This is a genomic window from Bacillus sp. FSL H8-0547, assembly GCA_038002745.1.
Classification (GTDB): Bacteria; Bacillota; Bacilli; order Bacillales; family Bacillaceae; genus Bacillus_P.
The window spans coordinates 3,857,283-3,882,646 of the sequence record JBBODD010000001.1; the positions used below are offsets into that span (position 1 = coordinate 3,857,283).

The window sequence follows — 25,364 nt, forward strand, 5'->3', positions numbered from 1 at the left end:
GAATGCAGCAGCCAAAACTGAGCACATCGGTTACCGCTAATAAGACAGCAGCTGTTAAAAAGAAAAAATGGAGAAATAAAACATCCTTGTACGGCTGGCTCTTTGTCACCCCATGGCTTCTTGGTCTTATTATTTTTTACGCTTTTCCTTTACTGTCTTCCATCTATTTCAGTTTTACGACTTACAGCATTCTTCAGCCCGGCGAGTTCGTCGGCCTTCAAAATTACAGGGATTTGATGAATGATGATTTGTTTTGGAAAGCTGTAGCCAATACGATTTATTTCGCCGCTTTATATGTTCCGTTAAGCATTATTTTCGGAGTCTGTCTTGCCATGGTACTGAATTTGAAGATCAGGGGCATGACCGTATACAGAACAATTTTTTTCCTCCCGACTCTGGTGCCTCAAGTAGCGCTTGCTGTTTTGTGGATGTGGCTGCTTAATCCGCAGTTCGGGCTTGTCAACGGAATGCTTGACCTCTTTGGCATACAAGGTCCTGCATGGCTCGGAAGCGAAACATGGTCAAAACCTTCCATAGTGATCATGTCATTATGGGGCATCGGTCAAGCAGTTGTCATTTATCTTGCGGGACTGACAGATATTTCGGAAGACTATTACGATGCTGCAGAAGTGGACGGTGCGAACTGGTTTCAAAAGACAGTGCATATCACGCTTCCACTTTTAACGCCTGTTATCTTTTTTAACCTTGTAATGGGTGTCATCGGTGCTTTCCAGCAGTTTGCTTTGCCTTATGCTCTAACCGGCGGGCAGGGAACTCCGGCAAATTCTCTGACGTTCTATGTCATGTATCTCTATGACAATGGATTTAAATTTTTCAAAATGGGCTATGCATCTGCCATGGCATGGATCTTATTTGCCATCATCATGCTTCTGACAGCTGTTATTTTTTCCACCTCAAAACGCTGGGTTCACTATCAGGGCAAATAAGGAGGGAATGAAATGAAGAAAAAAACGTCAAAAAGCATTTTTGCTCATACCGTGCTGATCATCATGTCTGTCTTTTTCCTGGTGCCGTTTATCTGGATGCTGTCGACCTCTCTCAAGGATCAGACTCAGATTTTCACGTTCCCTCCTGAATGGCTGCCATCGCCGCTTAAATGGAGCAACTATGGGGATGCAATTGAGTATATTCCGTTTTTTACTTATTTGAAAAATACGGCTGTCATCACAGTCTTCAGCACTATTGGGGCAGTTATTACGTGTCCGCTTGTTGCGTATGGATTTGCAAAGCTTAAGTTTAAAGGAAGCAATGCGCTTTTTATTATCACGATTGCGGTGATGATGATTCCAGGTCAGGTGACTATGATCCCTTTGTTTATCTTATTTGAAAAGCTGGGGTGGGTGGGAAGTCCGCTGCCTTTAATTGTTCCGGTCTTTTTCGGGGTACCTTTTTACATATTCCTCCTCAGACAGTTCTTTCTCGGACTTCCTGATACGCTTATGGACGCAGCAAGAATTGACGGAGCAGGCGAGTTCAGAATCTACTGGCAGATTATGCTGCCGCTTGCAAAACCGGCGGTTCTCGCAGTCGGATTGTTTCAATTCATGGGCAGCTGGACAGATTTCCTCGGTCCGCTCCTGTATTTGACAGATGAAGCTTCTTATACCCTGTCGCTTGGTCTGCAGCAATTCCAAAGCCAGCGGGGAACAGAGTGGGGATTAATGATGGCTGTGTCGACATTAATGACGCTGCCGATTATCCTGCTGTTTTTCTTCCTTCAAAAAACGTTTATTAAAGGAATCACCTTCAGCGGCATTAAAGGATAAAACACATTTACAAATAGAAAGGAATGGTGAAGTATGATGAAGAATAAAATCGGCATGAGAATTCCTCCGCATTTCACAGCAGAAGGACTGGAGTACACAGCGAAATGGGCAAAAGAAAACGGGATCGGCGTTCTTGATCTTCCTTATTTAGATCAAGATGTTCAAACCATTCTGTCCGATTATGGTCTTGAAGCGGGCTCCATTGATGGAAGAGGAGCAGTAGGCGGTACAGCCTTGCTCAGCGAAGATGAAGAAAAACGCGCTCAGGCTTTACTTGCCTTAAAAAATCAATTTCAGGAAATCTCTTCATTAGGCGGAAAAGTGGTTTTTATGTGTCTCGTTCCTGAAAACAGTCTTCAGCCTGTCAGCCGCTCGCTTGAGATTTGGAAACAGACGTTTCCTGAAGTGGTAAAGCACGCAGAGAAAAACGATTTATACATCGCGCTTGAAGGATGGCCGGGTCCTGCACCGCTTTTCCCGACACTGGGCGCTACTCCTGAAGTTCTCAGGTATATGTTTAAAGAAGTCCCTTCAAACCATTTCGGAATCAATTATGACCCGTCCCATTTGGTCAGGCTCGGAATTGATCCGCTCAAGTTCCTCGAAGAGTTCGGATCGAAGGTGCTGTACTGCCATGGGAAAGATACATTGCTTCTCCAGCAGGAACAGTATGATGCCGGACACTTGCCTTCCGTTTTTGGCGCTAAATATGATTTTTCAGAAGGGCCGTGGAGATACACAATTCCTGGAGAAGGTGAAGTTGACTGGAAAAAAACAGCTGCAAAACTTGAACAGCTTGGATACGCGGGACCCGTCAGCATAGAGCTTGAAGATCACAACTACTGGGGGTCGCTTGCTAAAGAGCAAGAGGGAATCAAAAAAGCTAAAGACTATTTAAAAACAACTTTTCAGAAAGAGAAAACGGAGGGAATCGCTAATGTCAACCATTAAAATTGGAATTATCGGAAGCGGCGGAATTGCCGTCCTTCATGCAAAAGCCTATCAGCAAATGAAAGATGTAACCATTGCAGCAGTGGCTGATGTAGTTCCAGGAAAAGCGCAGGAATTTATTCAGATGCTTGGAATTGAAGGTGCTCAAGCGTTTGACAATCACCTGGATCTTCTTGAGCTTGATCTTGATGGTGTAAGTGTCTGTACACCAAACGTCACACATCACCGAACAAGCATTGATTCGCTGCTCGCAGGCAAACATGTTTTAGTTGAAAAACCGCTCGCAGTCACTCTCCAGCAATCGATTGACATGGTTGAAACAGCACGCCGTACAGGGAAAATGCTGTCGGTTGGATTTCAGCCGCGCTATGATCCGAATATGAAAAACATAAAAGAAATCATTCAATCCGGCCAGCTCGGGGATGTGTACTACATACAGACTGGCGGCGGAAGAAGAAGAGGCATGCCTGGAGGTACTTTTATAAACAAAGATCTTGCCGGTGCAGGAGCTATGGCTGATATTGGCTGCTATTCACTCGACCTTGCCTTGCATGCACTGAATTATCCTAAGCCGCTGACCGTTTCAGCCTACACATCCAATCATTTCGGAACAAATCCACTCTATCATCATGAAGCAGATCGATTTGAAGTAGAAGATTTTGGTGTGGCGATGGTCAGACTTGAAGGCGGAAAAGTGCTGAACTTCAAAATTTCCTGGGCGATGCATATGGATTCACTCGGCCCGACGCTGTTTCTCGGCAAAAATGCGGGACTCAAACTTACACCTGCAGGAACGGGACCGTGGAGCGGTGTGTGGGACGGCGGTATAGGGAGCATTTCCATGTTCCATGATATAGCCGGTCAGCATGCTGAGACGACAATCCCGGTAATTGACCACAAGATTGATATTTTCCATGAAAAAGTAAGAGACTTCGTAGCAGCGATCATTGAGCAGCGTCCTGCCCCGATCCCGGCAGAGGAAATTTTAATTAACCAGGCGATTATCGATGGCATTCTGCGCTCCTCTGAACAGGGGCGGGAAGTGGAGATTAAGGTTCCTGTGTTTGCTTAATTAGGTGCACCCCTCACCAAGTGGAGGGGTGTTTTTTGATGTTCTTGATGGTGGCAATAGGATGTTTAGGTCCATCAAATGTGGGAACTCTGTACTTGATGGCACTATTCTATCAGCTTAGAACCATCAAAATCGTAATCTCGGTTCTTGATGGAATTTATCCAGCGGAAAGGAACCATCAAAACTAGAATCTGAGTTCTTGGTGGCACTTATCCAGCAGAAAGGAACCATCAAAACTGGAATTTGTGTTCTTGGTGGCACTTATCTAGCGGAAAGGAACCATCAAAACTGAAATCCGCGTTCTTGATGGCACTTATCCAGCAGAAAGGAACCATCAAAACTGGAATATGTGTTCTTGGTGGCACTTATGCAGCAGAAAGGAACCACCAAAACTGGAATATGTGTTCTTAATGGCACTTATCCAGCGGAAAGGAACCATCAAAACTAGAATCTGAGTACTTGGTGGCACTTATCCAGCAGTTCAGAACCACCAAAACTGAAATCTCTTTTCTTGATGGCACTTATCCAGCAGTTCAGAACCACCAAAACTGAAATCTCTTTTCTTGATGGCACTTATCCAGCAGTTCAGAACCACCAAAACTGAAATCTCTTTTCTTGATGGCTCTTATCCAGTAGTTTAGAACCATCAAAACCGTAATCTGTATTCTTGATAGCACTTATCCCGCAGTCTAAAACCACCAAAATCAAATTCTCTGTCCTTGACGGCACTATTCAAACAGCATCACACCGAACATACCAGTACTTATCGCACAATCCATCACAAACCTTATCATTTGATAATTTTTTTGGAGGCAAGCATACTTAATCATAAATGATGCGAAGGAGTGAACGAAATGAAAGCAGTAGGTCTGTACAAGTATTTGCCGATTGAACATGAGGAAAGCCTGATTGATCTGGAAATGGAAACACCAAAGCCGCAGGGCAGAGATTTGCTTGTGGAGGTTAAAGCCATTTCTGTTAACCCGGTTGATACGAAGGTCCGTGCGCCAAAGGATCAAACAGAAGAAACGCCTAAAATTCTTGGATGGGATGCGAGCGGAATCGTAGTCGAATGCGGTCCAGACTGCACAGATTTTAAACCAGGAGATGAAGTGTATTATGCAGGCAGTATTACAAGACAGGGTTCTTACAGTGAATTTCAGCTGGTTGATGAACGGATAACCGGCAAAAAACCCGCTAATCTTTCATTCTCTGAAGCGGCAGCTCTTCCTTTAACTGCCATTACAGCCTATGAAGGCCTTTTTGACAGAATGGGGATTGATCCAGATAACCGCAGCAGAAATCAGCAGAAATCCGTGCTGATTATTGGCGGGGCAGGCGGTGTCGGCTCAATAGCTGTTCAGCTGGCAAAATGGGCAGGGCTTCATGTCATTGCAACCGCATCACGCGAAGAAACGGTGAAATGGGTAAAGGAACATGGAGCAGATGCTGTGATTAACCATCATCACCCGATGAAAAGTCAGATTCAGGATCTCGGCCTCGCTGACCCTGACTATATTTTCTGCCTAAACAACACAGACTTGCACTGGGAAGGAATGAGTGAAATCATTAAGCCCCAGGGAACGGTCTGCTCGATTGTGGAAAATAAAGAGCCTCTTGACTTGAATCTTCTTAAAAACAAGAGTGCTGCATTTGTATGGGAGTTTATGTTCACTAGAGCGATGTTTGAAACAGAAGATATGGATCAGCAGCAGGTCCTCTTGAACAGAATCAGCAAACTGATCGAAGAAGGGGCATTAAAAACAACAGTGAACGAAACATTAAGCCCTATAAATGCCGATAACCTGAAAAAAGCTCATGAAAAGATTGAATCCGGAAATACAATTGGAAAAATCGTTCTTCAAGATTTCTAAAAACAGCCTTAGGGCTGTTTTTTTCAGTAAATTCAAAAAATAATTGAAGTCTGTCGAATTGAGTGTTTTAATAGAGTTATAACTTGTCTGATATGTGATATCCGAAAAGGAAGGAGGGGTGAACCGTGCAAATTGAAAAGATTGTCACAAAGAAGGTTTCTGAAACGGTGAGCGAGCAGCTGGAACACTTGATTGCTTCAGGGGCGATTTCTCACGGCGAGAAACTTCCTTCTGTGAGAGAGCTCTGCGATCAGTTCGGGGTAGGACGCTCTGCAGTCCGTGATGCAATAACTGTTTTAAAAGGAAAGGGTTTAGTTACCGTGAAGCAGGGGGAAGGCACCTATGTAACCCCTTTTGACTCTTCCAGGATCTTTAATCAGAACCTCTACTTTTCTGACCCGAAAAAGGTGACTGAGCTTTTTCAAGTACGAAAAATCGTGGAGACAGGAATGGCCGAAATGGCTGCAGGCAACAGGAGCGAACGTGATCTTGCTGAGATGAAGCATATATTGGATTCACCCGGAGATTCACCATGGGAAGATGATTACCGTTTTCATTCGGCGATTGCAAAAGCGACGGGCAATCCGCTTCTGATGCAGTTTGTTACCTTCATTTCAGAAACGATTAAACACTCAATGATTGACTTTCACCGGTTTATACAAAACAGCCCGGAAACCGTCAAAACGATTTCCGCACACCACGAGCAAATCTTCGAGAGCATTTCTTCAGGACATTCCAGTGAGGCAAAAGCCTGCATGCTGGAACATTTAACATTCGTAGAAGCCATCCTCCATAAGAGTCTGCACCAGAACCAATCCTCATAGACTGACAGCAGAATAACCTGATTCCAATCCTGTTTGCTGCAATAACTTATTTATTGAAGGAGGAAGGTTCATGCCGGCAGACTTAACGGCCATCTTGCCAGATGAAAAAGTGCTTCATAAAACAGAATGGAACCACTTGCTTGGAAATAACGGCGACATCACCGTTTTTCCTACAACAGAGGAAGAAATTTCAGAAGTCGTCCGTTACGCAAGTGACCATGGAAAAAAGATCTCCATTATTGGCGGCGGAACGAAGAGGGGATTTGGCGGATTATCAGATTCGGCAGACATACAGCTCTCTTTGTCCAATTACAAGGGGATAACAGAACATACGCCTGGAGATATGACCGTGACAGTTAGAGCAGGTACGCCGTTTAAAGAACTGCAAAGCTTTCTGGCACAATTCGGACAGATGGTGTCACTTGATCCATCCTGGCCGGAACATGCAACAATCGGCGGAATTGTCGCCGCAAATGAAAGCGGTCCCAAAAGGCTTGGATACGGATCGGCACGGGATTCTGTCATCGGGCTCCGCATCGTTTATCCAGACGGGAAAGTCATACGCTCCGGAGGCAGGGTCGTAAAAAACGTGGCAGGCTACGATATGAACAAGCTGTTCGTTGGATCAATGGGGACGTTGGGCGTTCTATCAGAAGTTACATTAAAACTAAGGCCGCTCCCTGCCTGTCAAAGCCTTGTGCTGCTTTCATATCCTGAAGAAATGCAGGAAGCGATGAGAACGTTTTCCGTACAGCTGCTCGATTCAGCGCTTGAACCTGTTGCACTGGAACTATTAAATCCTGCTTTATCCAAACGCTTAACTGGACAGAAAATGAATACACTGGCTGTGAGCTTTGAAGATTTCGAGCCTTCTGTCCGCTATCAGGAAGAAGTTCTGAAAAAAATGGTTCCAGAACATGTGCAGATGGCCATTTTACCTGAAGTTGAGACAGTGAAATTCTGGGAACGCTTTTACACAGCTGCTCCAAATGCTTATACGCGCAAGCCAGGTTCAGTTACAGAGGCATCACTTAAGGTCGGGCTTAAAAACCTGGATGTATTTAATCTTATGGAGATTGTGGCAAAATCAGCAGGCACTTCACCTGAAGCCCACGGAGGCTTAGGACACGGATTGTCAAAAGTTCATTTGCGAGGCAGCAGCCAGGATGTGCTTGCCATGATTGAAGCGGTCAGAGCTTTAGCAAAGGATCTCGGCGGCTACGCCATCGTCACCCATTTGCCTTATGCCATGCGCCACAAAACAGAGGTATGGGGCGAAAAACCGGATTATTTTTTCCTCATTGAAGGCATTAAAAAAGCGGTTGATCCTTATTCTGTTTTAAACGATAAACGCTATTTGGGAGGAATCTGACGTGAGTATAAGAGAAAGCGATCTGAAGCAGGGCGCTCCTTCATGTGCAGATGCCACTCTCAGCAACTACCTTTGGAAAGATCATCCGGATGAGAGCAAATGGGCAGACTGCGTGCACTGCGGAATGTGTCTTGAATCGTGTCCTACTTATGAAATTACCGGCCAGGAACAGCATTCGCCGCGGGGCAGGGTGCATCTAATAAAATCAGTGGCAGACGGCAAACTTGAAGTCAATGAACAGTTTATGGATCCGGTGTTTGCATGTCTTGACTGCCGGGCTTGCACGACTGCCTGTCCTGCAGACGTTGATGTCGGCGGTCTCATTGAAGAAGCAAGAGGGCAGATTCGCCAGGCCATGCCGCTTACAGGTGCGAAAGGAGCTGTAAGTCATTTCTTTCTGAAAGGCCTGTTCCCTCATCAAAACAGGCTTCATGCTGTCGGAAGCCTTTTGAAGTTTTACCAGAAAAGCGGCTTGCAGAAAGCGGTCCGGAAGACAGGAATGCTTAACGTTATGCCAAAACATCTTGCAGAAATGGAAGCCATCATGCCTGAGATCAAACAGCCGGTACGGTCAAAATACAAAAAGCAGCCGGTGGTACAAGCTGAAGGAACCCCAAAAGCTGATGTCGCCTTTCTGACAGGCTGTGTTATGGATGTGATGTTTGGAGACATCAATCAATCAACGGTCAATGTGTTAACCCGTAACGGAAACAATGTGGCGATTCCGCAAAATCAGACGTGCTGCGGAGCTCTTCATGTGCATGCGGGCGACAGGGACACGGGCAGAAAGCTTGCCAAACAGAACATTGAAGCGTTTAAAGATGCCGACACTGTTGTCGTGAATGCCGCAGGCTGCGGCTGTATGCTGAAGGAATACGGCGAGCTTTTCAGGGAAGTAGACACAGAATGGCATGAAAAAGCAGAAGCTTTTGCAGAGAAAGTAGTGGATGTTTCTAAATACTTGCATGATTCGGGATATGAAAAGCCGAAAGCAGAACTGAACACGAGAATTACGTATCACGATGCATGCCACCTGGCACACGGGCAAGGGGTGCGAGAAGAGCCGCGAGACTTGCTTTTAAACATCCCTGGAGTAGAGATGGTGCACATGCCGAATGCCGACAGATGCTGCGGAAGTGCCGGAATCTACAATATTACAAACCCAGAAATGGCAGGTGCGGTCCTTGAGAGCAAGATGGAGAATGTACCTGAAGATGTTGAAATGATCTCCATGGGCAACCCGGGCTGCATGCTGCAAATGGCAATGGGCGTTCAGAAATACGGAAGAAGCCAAAAGGTCGTACACACCGTGCAGCTTCTTGACTGGGCGTATCAAAAAGAAAAACTCGAGGGGGAGTAAGCAATGGCCGTCAAAAAAATCCGGACAAAGGACAAACATATTGTCAGCCTCGCTTCTCTTGTTGGAGGCCCCGGCAATATTCTTTACCAGAAGGAAGATTTGATCGCCTATGACTGCGACGGATTTACGATCCACAAGCATTTGCCAAAAGCGGTTGTCTTCCCAAAAAATACGGAGGAAGTTGCGGCTGTTGTCAAATACTGCTCCATGAACAAGCTTCCGTTTTTAGCAAGAGGCGCGGGCACGGGTCTAAGCGGAGGCGCCATCCCGATTAACGGAGAAGTGATTATCAGCCTTGTGAAAATGAAAAAGCTGATCAGCGTTGATCTTGAAAACAGAAGAGCAGTCGTTGAACCGGGCTTTGTAAATCTCAAACTGACAAACTCAATTGCAGATAGGGGCTACTATTATGCTCCGGACCCGTCCAGCCAGTATTGCTGCACAATAGGCGGCAATGTAGCGGAAAATGCCGGAGGTGCCCATTGCCTGAAGTACGGGGTAACAACGAATCACATCCTCGGCCTCCAAGTGGTCCTTCCTAACGGTGACATTACGGAGATTGGGAGCAGCGGGATACCGGATACGCCTGGCTATGACCTGCTTGGTTTGCTGACAGGCTCAGAAGGAACGCTTGGAATTGTGACAAAAATAACGGTCCGAATCCTGAAAAATCCAGAAGCCAAACAGACGGTTCTTGCCTATTTCGACCGGGTGGAAGACGGCAGCGCTGCCGTTTCAGACATTATTTCCGCAGGCATCGTGCCGGCAGCGCTTGAAATGATGGACAAAACAGCAATCGAAGGGGTAGAGGCGGCTGCGTTTCCAGTCGGCCACCCGAAAGATATTGAAACAGTCCTTTTAATAGAAGTAGACGGCATTTCAGCCGGGATTGAAGATCAGATTGCCCAGATACTCGCCGTTTGCTCAAAATGGAACGTTCGTGAGGTGAAGGCCGCACAGAGCGAAGCTGAGCGCGCACGCTGGTGGGCAAACCGGAAGACAGGATTTGGGGCAATGGGGGCGATCTCACCGGATTATCTTGTTCAAGATGGCGTTATCCCGAGAAGCAAATTACCTGAAGTTCTTGAAAAGATTAATGAAATCAGCCTGGAATCCGGCCTGCGGATCGCCAACATCTTTCATGCCGGTGACGGAAACCTTCATCCGCTCGTTTTGTTTGATTCAAGAATTCCGGGGCAGACAGAGCTTGCACTTGAAGCCGGCAGCGCCTGTCTTCAGGTTTGTGCAGATGCAGGGGGGACCATCACCGGAGAGCATGGCGTCGGCATTGAAAAGCGGGAGGAAATGAGATTTGTTTTTACAGATGAAGAAATTTCCGCCCAGACAGACATCAGGTCCGTCTTTAATCCTGAGAATCTGTTAAATGCAGGAAAGCTTTTTCCGAGCCCGGGAAGGTGTGCTGAAGTGAAAAAAGAGATGAAAGAAATGAAAACAGCAGGAGTTTGAAAGAATGGCATACCGATTATTTAACAGAATGTTCTAACATCTATTGAAAGCGCTGTCCCAGTCATGCTATGCTTTTTTTAGCATAATAGAAAACATCGTTGCGCAATACGAAACAATGAACCGGATTTCAAAGGAGGAGACATTATGGAAGAGTACGTTCAAAAGGGGAATTTAAAGGTCGCTGAGGTGCTGTATGAGTTCATTCAAAAAGAAGCACTTCCTCAGTCAGGAGTGGAAGAAGAGGCGTTTTGGAAAGGGTTTGAAAACATCATCGATGAGCTGACTCCGAAAAACCGCGAGCTTCTTAACGTCCGTGATGAGATTCAGCACAAAATCAATGCCTGGCACAGAGAGAACGGCAAAGAAGCTGACTTTGAGACATATAAAGCGTTTTTGCATGAGATTGGATACCTGGAACCTAACGCACCTGATTTTAAAATTGCTACTGAAAATGTGGATGATGAAATTGCTTCACAGGCTGGGCCGCAGCTGGTCGTTCCTGTAAACAACGCTAGGTATGCCATTAATGCAGCCAATGCCCGCTGGGGAAGCCTGTATGATGCTCTTTATGGAACAGATGCCATCAGTGAAGAAGGCGGCGCACACAGAGAAGGCGGCTACAATCCCGTCCGCGGCGAAAAAGTGATTGCGTTCGGCCGGAATTTCCTTGATGAAACCGTGCCGCTTGCAGACGGCTCCCATAGAGACGCAGCGGAATACGCCATTTCAGACGGCAAGCTGCTTGTCACATTGAGCAATGGAACAAAAACGTCGCTTGCTGATTCTGAAAAACTTGCAGGCTATCAGGGGAATGCCGATTCACCGTCTGCTGTTCTGTTGAAAAATAACGGTCTGCATTTTGAAATCCAGATTGACAGAAGCCATTCCATCGGTAAAACGGATATGGCCGGCGTGAAGGATATTCTTCTTGAGGCTGCTCTCACAACGATTATGGACTGCGAGGATTCCGTCACGGCAGTTGACGCAGAAGATAAAGTCCTTGTTTACCGCAACTGGCACGGACTGATGACCGGCAATCTTTCTGCCAGCTTTAAAAAGGGCAGCAACACGATGACCCGTACCCTGAATCCTGACCGCACGTATTCATCCGCAAGCGGGGAAGAATTTACTTTGCCCGGCAGATCACTTATGTTTGTCCGAAACGTCGGACATCTCATGACGAATAATGCGATCCTCGACAGCAGCGGGAATGAAATTCAGGAAGGTATTCTTGACTGTGTAATGACGGGTCTGCTTGCAAAGCATTCTCTTTTAGGAACCGGAAACTACCAAAACTCCTCAAAAGGGTCCGTATATATCGTAAAGCCGAAAATGCACGGGTCAAAAGAAGCGGCGTTTGCAAACGAACTGTTTAACCGCACTGAAGATCTTCTTGGACTGGAGCGCCATACGCTTAAAATCGGCGTAATGGACGAAGAAAGACGCACCTCGCTTAACCTTAAGGCTGCCATCCGCGAGGTGAAAGACCGGATTGCCTTTATTAATACCGGATTCCTTGACCGTACCGGCGACGAGATTCATACTTCAATGGAAGCTGGCCCGATGATTCCTAAAAATGAAATGAAGTCTTCTGTCTGGCTGACCGGCTATGAAAAGTCGAATGTCTTCACAGGCCTTGAGAGCGGTTTTCAGGGCAGGGCACAAATTGGGAAAGGCATGTGGGCAATGCCTGATCTGATGAAAGATATGCTGGACCAGAAAATCGGACATTTGAAAGCAGGAGCAAATACAGCATGGGTTCCTTCACCGACTGCCGCCACTCTGCATGCCCTTCATTACCATCAGGTAAATGTGACAGACGTGCAAAATCAGCTGAAGGAAGAAGCAAAGGATCTGCGTGATGATATTCTGAGAGTTCCTGTTGCTGAACAGGCTGACTGGAGTAAAGAGCAGATCCAGCAGGAGCTTGACAATAATGCACAGGGAATTCTGGGTTATGTTGTGCGCTGGGTAGAGCAGGGAGTCGGCTGTTCAAAAGTGCCTGATTACTACAATGTTGGATTAATGGAAGACCGCGCAACACTGCGGATTTCAAGCCAGCATCTTGCCAACTGGCTGCACCATGGAATTTGCTCAAGGGAGCAGGTGCAGGAAACGCTCGAACGCATGGCAAAAGTCGTTGACAAACAAAACGCAGGTGATCCGCTGTATATGCCGATGGCTCCGGATTACAAAAACTCTGTTGCCTTCCAGGCCGCATGTGACCTGGTGTTTGAAGGATATGACCAGCCGAACGGATATACAGAACCGATTCTTCACCGCCGCCGTCTTGAAGCAAAAGCGAAATTTGCTGTTAAAAACTAATCATTGAATCGGGGCATCATCTGTCCCGATTCTCCTAAAGAAAGGAGCACTATCATGAAATTTGTTCGTTATACGGCTGACTCAGCCGTTCGCCAAGGTGTTTTGCTGGATTCAGAAATAAAAGAAATAAGCGGGAACCTATTTTCAGAATGGGAGTATACCGGGCGTGTTTTGAATGTATCAGAAGTACAGCTGCTTGCACCGCTTGTACCAAACCAAATCATCGGCATCGGTGCGAATTTCGTTGCCGATCAGGGTGATCTGCCTGAAGTACTCCCTGACATTCCTGTCTTCTTTTTCAAGCCTGTTTCATCTGTCATCGGTCCTGATGAAAAAATAGTAATTCCCACAGGTACGGAAGAAGTAAAGTTTGAATCTGAGCTTGCCGTTGTTATTGGAAAAGAAGCAAAGAACCTGTCAGAAGATGAAGTACTCGACCATGTTTTCGGCTATACAGTCGGCAATGATGTGACAGCACCTGCTTTTTTCCACGGAGACGGACACTGGACGATCGGGAAATCGTTTGATACTTTTACACCTCTTGGCCCTGTCATTGAAACGGAGCTGGATCCGTTTGCAATAAATGTACAAGCCAGACTGAACGGGGAATTGAAGCAGGACAGCCCGCTGGATTTAATGATCATTCCCATCAAAAAAATGATTTCGTACCTCTCAAATGTCATGACGCTTAATGAGGGGGATGTGATTTTAACCGGCAGTCCGGTTGGGGCAGAATTTGTAAAAGCGGGATCCGTCATTGAGTGCAGCATAGAGGGTATCGGCACACTGAGAAATTCATTCTCTGAAGCCCGCGAGAGTGTAAAAAGCTAAAAATTCCTGTCATCGCAGCGAAAACGCGCATCCGGGGTGAACAGTATGGAAAGGGAAAACATGGTGAAGTCAGTCGGCAGGGCACTGGACGTTATTGCGCTTATCAGCATGAAAAAAAGCGGTCTTGGCGTAACGGAAATCGCCGGGCAGATGGATATTAACAAGAGCTCTGTCTACCGGATTCTTGCGACCTTAGTGCAATACGGATATGCCGAACAGAACGAGGAAACGGGCAAGTACAGGCTTGGCTATAAATTTCTTGAAATCAGCACAAGGCTGCTTGATTCCATTGATTTAAGAGCAGAAGCGAAAACTCACCTCATAAAGCTCGAGCAGGAAACAAATGAGGTGATTCACCTTGTCGTATATGATCAGGGTGAAGTGGTCTATATTGAAAAGCTTGACGGCAGTGAAACGCTGAGGATGCACTCTAAGGTCGGCAAGCGTGCACCGATGCACTGCACGTCTGTCGGAAAAGCCATTCTTGCCCATCTTCCGGCAGAGACGGTCCAGGATATCCTTGACCGGAAAGGCCTGCCTGTTCATACGGCGAATACAATCATTAACAGGGATGATTTTCTTCAGGAGCTTTCCAGAGTAAAGAAAAAAGGAATCGCTCTGGATCTGGAAGAAAATGAACCCGGCATTACCTGTATTGCAGCTCCGATTTTTGACCATTCAGGTCAGGTCATCGCTGCTTTCAGCATTTCCGGACCAACAATAAGAATGTCTGAGGACAGGCTGAAAGGTCTTGAGCCAAGAATAATTGAGACCGGAAAACTGATTTCAGCAAGATTGGGTTTTGAGAAGTAAGCATAAGATTGCCTGTTTTTTTACTATAGCAAAAACGGGCCCTTTTTTTGCCCTGAAATAGTTGTGTTAATTTTCTAACTATTATCGTAATTAAGCGTCCAGTTTGTATAATAGATGTGAGACGGCAGTTGTTATATAACAATTTTAAGTATTGTTATATAACATGTTGCACCCTCGCAAACGAAGTGAAATTGTGTTGCGCAATACAATACAGAAAAGGGGGAATATCAGTGAGCACGGGTATGCTGGGACTATTATCACTTTTGCCGATTTTAGTAGTAGGAATTTTTCTTGTAGGGTTAAGATGGCCGGCAAGCAAAGCAATGCCCATTTCGTACATAACAGCCATTGCGCTTGCCTTGTTCGTGTGGAAGGTTCCCGGAGCAACAGTTGCAGCAGCATCTGTCAATGGACTGGTTGTCGCAGGAACACTTCTTTACATCATTTTCGGTGCCATTCTGCTTTTAAATACACTTCAGGAAAGCGGCGGAATAAAAACGATCCGCCAGGGATTCACAGATATTTCGACTGACAGACGGATCCAGGTGATCATCATAGCATGGCTGTTCGGATCGTTTATCGAGGGAGCATCCGGATTCGGCACGCCTGCAGCAGTTGCAGTGCCGCTTATGGTCGGCCTCGGTTTTCCTGCAATGGCAGCGGTTATTGCCGGAATGGTGATCCAGAGCACACCCGTTTCATTCGGTGCGGTTGGCACGCCAATGCTTGTGGGTGTACAAACTGGACTTTCTGCAGACACATCCATAACAGGAGACTTTCTCGCTCTTGTTACCGCAATTGGAGGACAAGTTGCTATTCTTCATATGATAGCAGGTACGCTGATTCCGCTGTTTGTCGTTGCACTAATGACAAGATATTTTGGAAAAAACAAATCGTTTGCTGAAGGATTAAAGGTCTGGAAATTTGCCCTTTTCTCTGCGTTTGCCATGACCATTCCATATGTCATTACCGCCAATACTCTCGGTCCTGAGTTTCCTTCCATGATCGGAGGTCTGACCGGTCTTGCCATCGTGGTCTTTGCAGCGAAAAAAGGGTTTCTCATGCCTCCAAAAGAAGAAGCATGGGATTTTGAGGCGAAATCAAAGTGGGATCCTGAGTGGAGCGGATCACTTGAAATCAAGGATATTTCACACAAAAGCGGAAGCATGAGCATGATGATGGCCTGGGCTCCATATGTTCTGGTAGGTCTTTTTCTGGTCATCTCAAGATTAAAAACGCTCCCTGTCATGGGCTGGCTGCAGTCATGGGTCGTTTCGTTTCCCAACATGTTCGGCTCTGAAGTCAGCGCGAGCTTTCAGCCGCTTTATCTTCCGGGTACGATTTTTATCCTTGTATCCCTCATCACGTACTTTTTGCACGGTATGAATGGAAGCGCATACAAAAATGCATGGTCACAATCAGCCAAAACAACTCTCGCCGCATCTACTGCGCTTATATTCACTGTGCCGATGGTGCAGGTATTTATCAATTCAGGCGGCGGGGCTGCAGGATTTGATAAAATGCCGATTGAACTTGCAAATGGTGCAGCTGCCATTGCAGGGGAATTCTGGCCGTTCTTTGCTACTTTTATCGGAGGAATCGGGGCGTTCATTGCCGGAAGCAACACAGTCAGCAACATGATGTTCAGTCTTTTTCAATACGATGTAGGTTCAAAAATCGGCGTGGATCCAACATGGATCGTAGCGCTTCAGGCAGTCGGCGGTGCAGCTGGAAACATGATCTGCGTACATAACGTAGTCGCTGCATCTGCCGTCGTCGGCTTGTTTGGAAAAGAAGGTATTGTCATCAGAAAAACAATCTTCCCGTTTACGTATTACGCGCTTTTATCAGGGGCGGTTGGGTATTCAATCGTCTGGTATTCGCAAAAGGGCATCTTTAATTTAGGGTCCTATGTGGCCGTCGCCATCGCGATGGCAGCGATTTACATCGTGGCAACAGGGCAAAAGCGCGCTGCGGAGCTATCAGACAGCAAAACGATGAAATTATAAACAATCAGAAAGCTGCCGAACTCAGGCAGCTTTCGCTTTTCCTTCGTTTAGCCCTCGAAGTTCATGTATACTAAAAGTAAGAAAATTCTTGCAAAAGAGGTGGGGAACCAGTGAAAGTATCATTGTTTATCACGTGCCTTGCAGATGTCTTTTATTCAAATGTAGGAAAAAACACGGTCGAACTTCTTGAAAAGCAAGGATGCGAGGTTGATTTTCCGGCTGCACAAACGTGCTGCGGTCAGCCTGCTTATAACAGCGGCTATCATAAAGAAACACGGGAAGTCGCCAAGCATATGATCTCGGTATTTGAAGCATCTGATTATGTTGTCGGTCCATCAGGCTCATGTGTGGCCATGCTGCATGAGTATGAGGAGCTTTTCAAGGAGGATCCTCTATGGAGAGACCGTGCCCGCCAATTATCAAAGAAATCCTATGAACTGACTCAGTTTTTAGTAGAGGTTTTGAAAATAGAAGATGTAAATGCTAGTTTCCCTGCAAATGCGACGTATCACAAATCCTGCCACATGACCCGCCTGCTCGGTGTGAAAGACGCACCGGACAAGCTGCTGCAGCATGTAGACGGCCTTGAAGTGACGCCTCTTCCAAACAGTCAGGACTGCTGCGGATTCGGAGGCACATTTTCTGTGAAAATGGTTCCGATTTCAGAACAGATGGTGGATGAGAAAGTCACTCATATTCAGGAAACCGGCGCTGATGTTCTGATTGGAGCCGATTGCGGATGTCTGATGAACATCGGCGGAAGAATCAACCGGAAAGGCATTCCAATTAAAGTTATGCACATAGCCGAAGTGCTGAACAGCGGGGTGAAGTGATATGCCGATGAAAATAGGCAATGACTCCTTTTTCAACCGGGTTGAAAGCGGCGTCAGCAATCCGTTTATGAGAAAAGCAGTCGCTTCTGCGCAGGAGAGGATGCAGGGGCGAAGACTGCAGGCAACAGAAGAGCTCGGCAACTGGGAAGAATGGCGAAAACTTGGGGAAGAGATCCGCACGCACACTCTTCAAAACCTTGACTATTATTTAGAGCAATTGAGCGAGAATGTATCCAAAAGGGGCGGACACGTATTTTTTGCTTCTACGAAAGAAGAAGCAAACGAATATATCACTAAAATAGCCCTTGAAAAAAAGGCAAAAAAAATCGTGAAGTCCAAATCCATGGTCACAGAGGAAATCCATCTGAATGAAGCGCTTGAAAAAGCAGGGTGCGAGGTGATTGAAACCGACCTCGGAGAATACATCCTCCAGCTCGATGATCATGACCCGCCTTCACATATTGTTGTGCCTGCCCTGCACAAAAACAAGGAGCAAATCCGTGACACGTTTAAAGAAAAACGGGGGTACGACAAAACTGAGCTGCCTGAAGAGCTTGCCCTGTTTGCAAGAGAACAGCTGCGGAAGGATTTCCTTAGCGCAGATCTTGGAATTACAGGATGCAACTTCGCCGTAGCGGAATCAGGCTCGATTTGTCTTGTCACGAACGAAGGAAATGCAGGCCTTGTCACGGCACTGCCGAAAACGCAGATTACAGTCATGGGAATGGAGCGCATTGTCCCGACTTTTGAGGAGCTGGATGTGCTTGTGAGTCTCCTTTGCCGCAGTGCGGTAGGTCAAAAACTGACAAGTTATATTACGAATTTGACAGGGCCAAGAGATGACGGTGATGCAGACGGACCTGAGGAGTTTCACCTGGTGATTGTCGACAACGGGAGATCCGCTATTCTCGGCACCGAGTTTCAAAGTGCGCTTCACTGCATAAGATGCGCGGCATGTGTCAATGTCTGCCCGGTTTACCGCCATATCGGAGGGCATTCCTATGGATCGATTTATGCAGGCCCGATTGGAGCTGTTCTGTCGCCGCTGCTCGGGGGATATGACGATTATAAGGAGCTTCCTTATGCTTCCTCGCTTTGTGCAGCCTGCACGGATGCCTGTCCTGTGAAAATACCGCTGCATGAGCTTTTAATCAAACATAGAAGAAAAATGGTAGAAGAAGAAGGCAGATCTGCCTTTGGCGAAAAGCTTGCCATGAAAGGCTATCAGCTCGCCGCAAGCTCTCCGGGCATCTACAGCGCGGGGACGAAATCAGCCTCCGCTGTTATGTCTCCATTTACGAGCTCAGGCATGGTCAAAAAAGGCCCGGGTCCAATCAAGCCGTGGACAGATGTGAGAGATTTCCCGGCACCAAGCAAAGAAAGATTCAGAGATTGGATGAAAAAGAGGGAGGAGAAGCGTGATGAAAACAGGCACCATTGAAAACCGGGACTCTTTCCTTGAAAATGTTGCAGCAAAGCTTGGCCGAAGCAGAAGATCTTCTGGAGTGACGAAACCGGACTGGCAGACGAATCCCCAATGGGATGTATACAGAAACAGCAGTAAAAAAGAGCTTGCCGGCGTTCTGAAAAAACAATGTCTGCTTATTCATACGCAGTATATGGAAACGGACAAAGAAGGTCTTTTTGAAAAAGTGCAGCATGTGATAAATGACTACGGCGCAAAGTCAGCAGTCATTCCCAAGGATCCCCGCTTTGAAGCATTAGGCGAGAACTATATGGCTTTGTGGAAGGAGAAGGGGACCTCCGTTCATGAATGGAACCATGAACTTGCTGAGGAAAATATCACCGCGTGCGAACGGGCTGACATCGGAATTGCTTTCAGCGATCTTACGCTTGCTGAATCAGGAACGGTTGTCCAGTTCAGCAGCAGGGATAAAGGCAGATCGATCCATCTTCTTCCAAAGACCTATTTATGTATTGTGCCGCTGAGCACTCTTGTACCAAGGCTCACTCAAGCGGCTGAACATATACGCAGACACCTGAAAAACGGAGAACATCTAGCGTCATGCGCAGACTTTATTACCGGTCCGAGCAACAGTGCGGATATAGAGCTCAATTTGATTGTCGGTGTACATGGACCAATTAAAGCATCCTATATTGTCGTCACAGATCTGTAAAATGAACCCCCGTCTGCATGGGCAGACGGGGGTTTTTGCATCGGCAGCTCAGACTTTCCTGCCGTCTCCAAGACGGAACAATGTGTCTGCATCAGGCAGATTTTTGGTCACGTTTCTCGTATCAAAAATAATGGATGCGTGCTGTGCGATCAGGTCAAGGGGGATCTGGGTATGATCCGTTAAAATAACCACAATGTCCGCTTCCTTCAGAACCTCTTCTGTTAAATCGATGCTCTTGTACTCTTTTCCATGGATGGTCATGACCGGAATAAAAGGATCATGATAGGATACATCGGTTTCTGACTCTGCTATTGTTTCAAACACTTCAACAGCAGTAGAATCCCTTATGTCCGCCACGTCTTTTTTGTACGTTACCCCGTATAAAAGGATTTTCGGATCCGTTTTTTCCCCGAGCAGCTTTCTTGTGCGCTCCGCCACATACGTCACCATTTTGTCATTCACGTGATCAGACAGTGAAATAAATCCGCTGCTTTTTTGTGACTGCTGAAGCTTCCACTGCAGGTAAAGCGGGTCTACCGGAATACAGTGTCCCCCAATGCCCGGTCCGGGATAAAAAGGTGTATACCCGTATGGTTTTGTAGAAGCCGCATCAATGACTTCCCAAATATTGATGCCAAGATCATCACATAAAACCGCCATTTCATTCATAAATGAAATATTAATGAAACGGAAGGTGTTTTCCAGCAGTTTCGTTAATTCTGCCGCTTCAGCAGAGGACACAAGCACGACCTGATCATATACTTGCGAATAAAGATCGTAGGCCGCTTTTTGGCAAGCAGGTGTAATGCCACCCACAACTTTTGGTATTTGTGTCACGGCATACTGCTTATTGCCTGGATCGATTCGCTCCGGTGAATTTGCCAGATAAAAATCGATTCCCGCCTTCATATCGTCCCGTTCGAGCATTGGAAGCAGGACGTCCTTTGTCGTTCCTGGAAATGTGGAGCTTTCTAAAATGACCAGCTGCCCTTTTTGAAGATGTTTGGCAATTTCTTTTCCAGCACTCTCAACGTATTTCAAATCCGGGTTCTTATCTTTTAAAGGTGTTGGCACACATACAATTATCGATTGTACACTTTTCATGATGTCAAAATCGCCGGTCGGAATGAAATTCTGATTTTCCACTGCGTTCTTCAGCCGCTCATGGCTCACATCATCTATATAACTGACTTTATTTGCTAAAGAGGCAATTTTTCTTCCGTCCACATCAATTCCGTACACTTGAAATCCTTTTTCCGCCAATGTAACAGATAGGGGCAGGCCAACGAAACCTAAACCTATGACTGCAAGTTTACCTTTGTATTTATCTGCCACTTTCAAATCTCCTCGCATTATCTTGGTAGTTTAGTCTCGTTATGTTATGCACAATCTTTTTATCCGCCATAGACAATCAACTAGATATGAAAAATAGGCAGATAACGAAAAAAACGGAGAAAAGTACAAGGTTAGCTCAGGTAATTGGTCACATGCCGTAGCACCCGCCTTCCCTTTTTCATACATTAATGGTGGTGTATGCGAACTTGAATTCATCAGAGAAGGAGCAGATTATGATCAATCTGGTAGATTTACAGAGACAATTTCAAGCGATAAAAGAAGAAGTGTTTAAGGAAATAGAAAAAGTGTATGATTCCGGACAGTATATTCTCGGCCCGAAAGTGCTTGAGCTGGAAATGAAAATTGCAGCGAAAATCGGAGTGACGGATAGCATCGCTGTCGGAAATGGAACAGATGCACTCGTCATGGTGCTTGATGCACTTGGCATCGGAGCGGGCGATGAAGTCATTACTTCTCCGTTTACGTTTTTCGCAAGTGCAGAAGCCATTTCAAGGGTCGGGGCAACTCCAGTATTTGCAGATGTCGATCCGAAGAATTTTGATCTTGATCCTGTAAAAGTGGAAAAAGCGATCACGGAAAAAACAAAAGCCATCATTCCCGTTCATATCTTCGGTCAGCCGGCTGATATGGATGAGATGAATGCTCTTGCCAAAAAACACAAACTTACGGTCATAGAAGATGCCTGCCAGGCTTTTGGCGCATCTTACAAGGGGAAAAGAGCCGGCAGTCTCGCAGATGTTGCCTGCTTCTCTTTTTTTCCTACAAAAAATTTAGGCACAATTGGCGACGGAGGCATCATCACAACCTCGAATGCTGAGCTTGCAGCGAAGTTAAGAAAGCTCAGAATGCACGGCACGTCGAAGAAGTATTATCACGATTCAATCGGATACAACAGCCGGCTTGATGAAATCCATGCGGCCATTCTGCTTGTAGTTCTTGAACGGATTGATGAGTGGAACGGCATGCGCCAGGGATTTGCCGATCAATACGGACGGGAACTTGCTTCCATAAAAGGACTTTCATGTCCAGCAGTATCCGAAGACAGAACTCATATTTACCATCTTTACTGCCTTCAATCTGAAAAAAGAGATGAATGTCTGCAGTTGCTTCAGGCAAACAGCATAGCATCTGGAGTCTATTATCCGCAGTGTCTTCATTTGCAGGACGTATATCGGTCTCTTGGCTACAGAAAAGGCGATTTCCCTGCAGCGGAGAAGCTGTCAGACACTTTGTTTGCGGTGCCGATGCATCCTTTCTTATTTAAAAAGGAGCAGGAAAAAATCATCCAAACCTTGAAATTGGCGTTCGGCGGGGATGTAAAATGACTGTTAGATTCGGACTGATTGGATGCGGATTTATTTCAAAACGCCATGTGAAAGCCATTGCAGATTGCTCTCAGGCTTCTCTAGAAGCCGTAAGTGATTTAAAAGAAGACCGGATGGCTGAAGCCATTGCAGACTACAAAAAAGCAGCAGGTGAAGATAAGGACGTTGTCCCGTATACAGACTATATGGAGATGCTTTCAAATCAGGACATTGATGTCATCGTCATTACAGTCATCTCAAGTCTTCATTTCAAAATGGCCATAGAGGCACTGAATGCAAATAAACACGTCATATTAGAAAAACCTATGGCATTATCTATAAAAGAAGCAGATGGGATCATTGAACTGAGCAAAATGAGGCAAAAACGGGTAATGGTTTGCCACCAGCTAAGGTTTCTGCCGCTGCTCTCAAAGATGAAGGAAGTTATTGCAGCGGGAAAAATCGGTACACCTTATTACGCGATTGCTTCAATCAGAATCAACCGGTCGAAAGAGTATTATGAGTCTGCACCTTGGAGAGGAACATGGAAGCATGACGGCGGAATGCTGCTTAATCAGGGAATTCACCTGATTGATCTCATGCAATGGTTTCTTGGAAATGCAGAAAAGGTCTCGGGAGAAATTCTTCAGAAGAATATGACGAAAGAAACAGAAGATGCCGCGCTTGGAATGGTTACGTTTGAAAACGGAGCTAAGGGAGTGATTGAGGCAAACGTGATCTCCCAGCCTGCAAATATCGGGTATGCCCTTTCAGTTTTCGGCGAAAAAGGAACGCTCTCGGTAGAAGGGCCTTCATTGAGCAGAGTCTCGAGGTGGCATGCAGAAGGATGTGAACTGGATATTCAGGAACTTGAAGCGTATTCCCGTACGTTTGATGAGCAGCTTGCCATGTATGAAAACCTGATTGATTCAATACGTCATGAATCCTCTGAACCGCTTATCTCGGGAGATGAGGGAAAGAAAGCGATGGAAATCATTTTTGCCCTTTACGAGTCAGCCCTAACCGGTCAGCCTGTCTATCTGCCAATGAACGATTTCTCCACTTTATCGATGTTAATAGAAAAGAGGGATTGACATGTTCGGAAATGTCCTTGTCACAGGTGGAGCAGGCTTTCTCGGTTCGCAGCTTGTAAAAACACTGCTTCCAACTTCAGACCATCTTTTTATTATTGACAATCTGTCTACCGGTACGCTTGAAGCTATTCCTGAGACAGATAAAATCACGTTTTATAAAGCCTGTATAACAGATGAAAAAGTGCTGGATGACATCCTCCCGAAAGTCGATTATATCTTTCATTTCGCCTGCAAAAATCTTGTCCTGTCTGTAGACAACATTTATTCAGACTTTCACACGAACGTTCTTGGGGGATTCACGCTTTTAAGAAAGGCAAAGGAATTGTCTCCGCAGCTGAAGCGGTTTGTTTATGCCTCTACAGCTTCTGTATACGGCAATGCAGAGATCCTTCCTACACCTGAAACCTATTACAACATTAAGCTTCCTTATTCAGCCAGCAAATTTACAACCGAGCATTATTGCGACGTTTATTTTAATATGTACCAACTGCCTGTCACAACCCTTCGCTTTTCAAATGTTTACGGTCCGGGACAGCTGATATCGAATCCATATTGCGGTGTCATCGCCAAATTTTTCGATGCAGCGGGGAGCAATCAGCCTTTTGAGATCTTTGGGGACGGAAAGCAGACACGCGATTTTACGTATGTTGAGGATGCGATGGATGCGGTGATTCTTGCGGCCGTGTCGGATGTTGCCCTTGGTGAAAAATACAATGTCGGCACGGGTACAGAAACAAGCATTCTGCAGCTGGCAGCGAGTGTGAAAAAAGCAGCAGCAAACGAGACACTCGGCAATACGTTTGCGCCTAAGAGAACGGTCGATGTGGTGCAAAGAAGATGTATTCATACCGGGAAAATAGAAAGGGAGCTTGGATGGAAAAACCGGCATTCTCTTCTTGATGGGCTTACAAAAACGCATCAATGGCTGAAAGGATCGTGAACGATGAACATTTTTCATGGAACGACTGAGATCGCCGGGCAAATGGGCATTTTAAGTTCTGCCCTTGAGAAAAAAGGCTATAAGTCCCTTGGCTACAACACCTTTCACTCGTATCTAGGGTATAAGGATTATTTGGTGAACACCGATGAAGAATTTCTGAAAAAGAATCAGGACCGGCTGATTGAGGAGCATGATCTCTTTCATTTTCATTACAATACCACGATGTGCAAACAATACAGTGACCTTGAAAAAATCTTTGCGAAGCAAAAGAAGATGATCATGCATCACTGGGGAAACGATGTGCGTTTTCATGAGCAGGCAAAAGAGAAAAATCCGTTTGCCTATACAGGTGACTCTCCGCCAAACGAGGTCATGCATGAACGTTTAACCAAAGTGTCTGAATTTATTTCAGAAGCGATTGTCCAGGATTATGAAGTTTATGAGTATGTAAAGGATTATTATGAAAAAGTGCATGTCCTGCCAATCGCGATTGATCTTTCCCAGTTCACGCCGTCATACCCGTCAAAGCATAAGAAAGTTCCGCTCATCCTTCACGCGCCAACAAATCCTGACTTTAAAGGGACAGAACATGTTGAAGCGGCTATTGAAAAGCTCAGGGGCCGCTATGAATTTACCTACAGGCGCATTGAAAAAATGAATCATGATGAAGTCATTTCCCTTTACAAAGAAGCAGATATTATTGTGGACCAAATTCTCTGCGGTTCATACGGCCTGTTAAGCGTTGAATCCATGGCGCTCGGCAAGCCGGTCGTGACGTTTGTCAGACCTGACCTTGTAGATACATTTCCTGACACGCTTCCTATCGTAAATGCTAATCCGGAAACCGTATACGATGCAGTAGAGCGTCTGCTTAAGCATCCCGAGCTGAGGGAGACCATCGGCAGACAGGGCAGGCAGTACGCAGAAGCCTACCACTGCAAGCATGTTGTTGTAGATGAACTGATAAGCATTTATAAAAATTTATAAGAGCGGCCTGAAAAGCCGGTTTCTTAC

The 25,364-nt window shown here is 45.9% G+C and carries 21 protein-coding genes; 20 read left to right on the top strand and 1 reads right to left on the bottom strand.

Annotated elements, in window-relative coordinates; genetic code table 11:
- The first annotated feature begins 2 nt into the window (after positions 1–2).
- The 16 genes from MHB63_19460 (at position 3) to MHB63_19535 (ending at position 19,656) form a co-directional block, all read left to right on the top strand.
- Complete coding sequence (locus MHB63_19460) at positions 3–947, top strand: sugar ABC transporter permease (GenBank protein MEK3808707.1); 945 nt, start codon at positions 3–5, stop codon at positions 945–947.
- A 12-nt stretch (positions 948–959) separates the two neighbouring features.
- Complete coding sequence (locus tag MHB63_19465) at positions 960–1,787, top strand: carbohydrate ABC transporter permease (GenBank protein MEK3808708.1); 828 nt, start codon at positions 960–962, stop codon at positions 1,785–1,787.
- A gap of 33 nt (positions 1,788–1,820) precedes the next feature.
- Positions 1,821–2,738, top strand: a complete 918-nt coding sequence (locus MHB63_19470; protein MEK3808709.1) for a sugar phosphate isomerase/epimerase — start codon at positions 1,821–1,823, stop codon at positions 2,736–2,738.
- Positions 2,725–3,810: a Gfo/Idh/MocA family oxidoreductase gene (locus MHB63_19475; protein ID MEK3808710.1), complete on the top strand. Its 1,086-nt coding sequence runs from the start codon at positions 2,725–2,727 to the stop codon at positions 3,808–3,810. Before MHB63_19470 ends, MHB63_19475 begins: the two co-directional genes overlap by 14 nt.
- An 854-nt stretch (positions 3,811–4,664) precedes the next feature.
- Positions 4,665–5,684 carry a zinc-binding alcohol dehydrogenase family protein gene (locus tag MHB63_19480; protein ID MEK3808711.1) on the top strand — a complete coding sequence of 340 codons (1,020 nt, stop codon included), beginning with the start codon at positions 4,665–4,667 and terminating at the stop codon, positions 5,682–5,684.
- A gap of 125 nt (positions 5,685–5,809) precedes the next feature.
- Positions 5,810–6,508, top strand: coding sequence for a FadR/GntR family transcriptional regulator (locus MHB63_19485; GenBank protein MEK3808712.1), 699 nt, complete (start codon positions 5,810–5,812; stop codon positions 6,506–6,508).
- A 70-nt stretch (positions 6,509–6,578) separates the two neighbouring features.
- On the top strand, positions 6,579–7,880 hold the full coding sequence (locus MHB63_19490) for an FAD-binding oxidoreductase (GenBank protein ID MEK3808713.1): 1,302 nt from the start codon (positions 6,579–6,581) through the stop codon (positions 7,878–7,880).
- Between the two features lies 1 nt (position 7,881).
- Entirely contained in the window at positions 7,882–9,240 is a 1,359-nt protein-coding gene (locus MHB63_19495; protein ID MEK3808714.1) for a (Fe-S)-binding protein, read from the top strand.
- A gap of 3 nt (positions 9,241–9,243) precedes the next feature.
- Positions 9,244–10,707 carry an FAD-linked oxidase C-terminal domain-containing protein gene (locus MHB63_19500; protein ID MEK3808715.1) on the top strand — a complete coding sequence of 488 codons (1,464 nt, stop codon included), beginning with the start codon at positions 9,244–9,246 and terminating at the stop codon, positions 10,705–10,707.
- A gap of 144 nt (positions 10,708–10,851) precedes the next feature.
- The gene (locus tag MHB63_19505) at positions 10,852–13,032 is read left to right on the top strand and encodes a malate synthase G (protein ID MEK3808716.1); all 2,181 of its coding nucleotides are present in this window, start codon (positions 10,852–10,854) and stop codon (positions 13,030–13,032) included.
- Between the two features lie 54 nt (positions 13,033–13,086).
- Positions 13,087–13,863 carry a fumarylacetoacetate hydrolase family protein gene (locus MHB63_19510; GenBank protein MEK3808717.1) on the top strand — a complete coding sequence of 259 codons (777 nt, stop codon included), beginning with the start codon at positions 13,087–13,089 and terminating at the stop codon, positions 13,861–13,863.
- A 45-nt stretch (positions 13,864–13,908) separates the two neighbouring features.
- Complete coding sequence (locus MHB63_19515; protein ID MEK3808718.1) at positions 13,909–14,676, top strand: IclR family transcriptional regulator; 768 nt, start codon at positions 13,909–13,911, stop codon at positions 14,674–14,676.
- A 230-nt stretch (positions 14,677–14,906) separates the two neighbouring features.
- Positions 14,907–16,685 carry an L-lactate permease gene (locus MHB63_19520; GenBank protein MEK3808719.1) on the top strand — a complete coding sequence of 593 codons (1,779 nt, stop codon included), beginning with the start codon at positions 14,907–14,909 and terminating at the stop codon, positions 16,683–16,685.
- A gap of 110 nt (positions 16,686–16,795) precedes the next feature.
- Positions 16,796–17,518 carry a (Fe-S)-binding protein gene (locus tag MHB63_19525; protein MEK3808720.1) on the top strand — a complete coding sequence of 241 codons (723 nt, stop codon included), beginning with the start codon at positions 16,796–16,798 and terminating at the stop codon, positions 17,516–17,518.
- Between the two features lies 1 nt (position 17,519).
- Positions 17,520–18,959, top strand: a complete 1,440-nt coding sequence (locus tag MHB63_19530; protein ID MEK3808721.1) for a LutB/LldF family L-lactate oxidation iron-sulfur protein — start codon at positions 17,520–17,522, stop codon at positions 18,957–18,959.
- Positions 18,940–19,656: a lactate utilization protein C gene (locus MHB63_19535; GenBank protein ID MEK3808722.1), complete on the top strand. Its 717-nt coding sequence runs from the start codon at positions 18,940–18,942 to the stop codon at positions 19,654–19,656. The genes MHB63_19530 and MHB63_19535 overlap by 20 nt, the downstream gene beginning before the upstream one ends.
- Before the next feature lie 48 nt (positions 19,657–19,704).
- On the opposite strand, the gene MHB63_19540 is transcribed toward MHB63_19535, so the two are convergent.
- Positions 19,705–20,991: a nucleotide sugar dehydrogenase gene (locus MHB63_19540; protein ID MEK3808723.1), complete on the bottom strand. Its 1,287-nt coding sequence runs from the start codon at positions 20,989–20,991 to the stop codon at positions 19,705–19,707.
- Positions 20,992–21,224: 233 nt separating this feature from the next.
- On the opposite strand from MHB63_19540, the gene MHB63_19545 reads away from it, so the two are divergent.
- From MHB63_19545 to MHB63_19560, 4 genes are read left to right on the top strand one after another with little or no spacing between them, the layout of a single operon-like run.
- On the top strand, positions 21,225–22,337 hold the full coding sequence (locus tag MHB63_19545; GenBank protein MEK3808724.1) for a DegT/DnrJ/EryC1/StrS family aminotransferase: 1,113 nt from the start codon (positions 21,225–21,227) through the stop codon (positions 22,335–22,337).
- Complete coding sequence (locus MHB63_19550) at positions 22,334–23,410, top strand: Gfo/Idh/MocA family oxidoreductase (GenBank protein ID MEK3808725.1); 1,077 nt, start codon at positions 22,334–22,336, stop codon at positions 23,408–23,410. Before MHB63_19545 ends, MHB63_19550 begins: the two co-directional genes overlap by 4 nt.
- Position 23,411: 1 nt before the next feature.
- On the top strand, positions 23,412–24,350 hold the full coding sequence (locus MHB63_19555) for an NAD-dependent epimerase/dehydratase family protein (protein ID MEK3808726.1): 939 nt from the start codon (positions 23,412–23,414) through the stop codon (positions 24,348–24,350).
- A gap of 3 nt (positions 24,351–24,353) precedes the next feature.
- On the top strand, positions 24,354–25,337 hold the full coding sequence (locus tag MHB63_19560; protein ID MEK3808727.1) for a glycosyltransferase family 4 protein: 984 nt from the start codon (positions 24,354–24,356) through the stop codon (positions 25,335–25,337).
- The last annotated feature ends 27 nt before the right edge of the window (positions 25,338–25,364 follow it).